The sequence below is a fragment of the Endozoicomonas sp. ONNA2 genome (genome assembly GCF_024606365.1).
Lineage (GTDB): Bacteria > Pseudomonadota > Gammaproteobacteria > Pseudomonadales > Endozoicomonadaceae > Endozoicomonas.
Window position 1 is genome coordinate 1 of sequence record NZ_JAHHPO010000247.1, and the last position, 1179, is coordinate 1179.

Consider the following 1179-nt stretch of genomic DNA (forward strand, 5'->3'; position numbering starts at 1 on the left):
ACCCAAATAAGCGTGTTTAATTATAAATCTTTAGTTTTCAGGATATTCAAATGGCACTACCTTGCAATCCGAATAGCTTCCCGAGCGATTTATCTCTACCGACATCAACGCCAGATAATTGTCCGAAAATCAAGGCAGATACAAAGGCTAACTATAAAGGTTTAATTATCACCCCACTCACTGAAGAGATACACACAACGATATTCCGTAGCCTGGGTGACAAGCAGGACTTAACGGAATTTTGTGAAACCAAAATACAATTTCGAAAGGATATTAAAGAAACCAGCGTTGAAAACAAAATAAAAATCCTGCAAACACAAGCCCTGAGCGATGCTGTGAGAATGGACAGTGATTTCGGCAACCGTTATGTCAGTGCTCTAAGGAAGACTGGCGTCACACTGCCCGAGGAAGAACTGCCACAAGTCCTGAGGGAAGTTCTGAGAACGTCCAGTACTGCAGGTATCACCAATATCAAACATTTATTGGAGATGGGCGCCACACTACCCGAGGAAGAGCTGGAACAATTTTTACTTGAATTCATGAAGGAGGCCCTGAGGGAAGCTCAGAATGCCCCTCCGGTGGAAGCTCAGAGGGAACCCCCGAAAGAAGCCCTATGGAGGATGGAAGACCTAATAAGATGGTTGGAAGAACCCCTGAAGAAATATTCGGGAGTGAAGTTTGCTACAGTTAACGATCAGATTGCTGCTAGTGAGCATTTTAGTGGAGATGTAGTGAACATTTTAGTGGATATGGGAGCCAAACTGCCAGAGAAAAAGAAGGTACAATTCCTGCGCGAAGCCCTGAAAATCAACAGCGCTGCCGGTAACAACCTGGTCACTTTCTTAGCGACGAAGATGAAAGCCGCACTGCCCAAGAAAGAACTGAGCAAAAGCCTGGAGAACGTCCTGAAAATGTTCAGTATGGCCGGTCTCAACAATGCCAGCCACTTGGTTAAAATGGGAGGCACTCTGACAGAGCAACGGATGATAAAATTGCTGTTCATGGCCCTGAGAACCAACAGCGCCGCCGGTAACAACATGGTTCATTTTTTACTGGGGATGGAAGCCACACTGACAGAGAAACTGACAGAGCAAGAGAAGGCTCAATTCCTGCGCGAAGCCCTCAGAATGAACAGCGCTGCAGGCAACAACCACGTTCATGCCTTGAGGGATATGGGAG

General features: G+C 46.1%; 1 protein-coding gene. It reads left to right on the forward strand.

The genetic code is table 11. From position 1 onward, the window contains the following. Nucleotides 1–50: 50 nt before the first annotated feature. Nucleotides 51–1179, forward strand: a 1129-nt coding sequence (locus tag KDK14_RS04460; protein WP_257263817.1) for a hypothetical protein, incomplete at its 3' end; no start/stop codon positions are given.